General features: G+C 42.6%; 1 protein-coding gene. It reads right to left on the bottom strand.

The annotated features are described in order from the left end of the window. On the bottom strand, positions 1–209 hold a 209-nt coding region (locus tag GPK90_RS18885), incomplete at both ends, for a helix-turn-helix transcriptional regulator (protein WP_215703679.1).

Genomic DNA, 209 nt, shown 5'->3' with positions numbered 1-209 from the left:
TTCATGGAGTTTAGAAGAACATCAATGTGCTTTCTGCAAGAGCTTGACCTTGCCCCTCCGTCCGCATGAATAAACTGGTCAACTGAAACGTCAAACATAGTAATGAGTTTAACAAAAAGGTCGAAGCTGGGATACTGACCTTTGTTCTCAATATTCATAATGGTACGGGAGTCACGGTCTACTAATTCCGCAACATAGGCTTGTGTCCA

The sequence above is a fragment of the Clostridium sp. MCC344 genome, assembly GCF_018785365.1.
Lineage (GTDB): Bacteria > Bacillota > Clostridia > Lachnospirales > Lachnospiraceae > Pilosibacter.
This window is presented reverse-complemented; position numbering and strand designations above follow the sequence as displayed.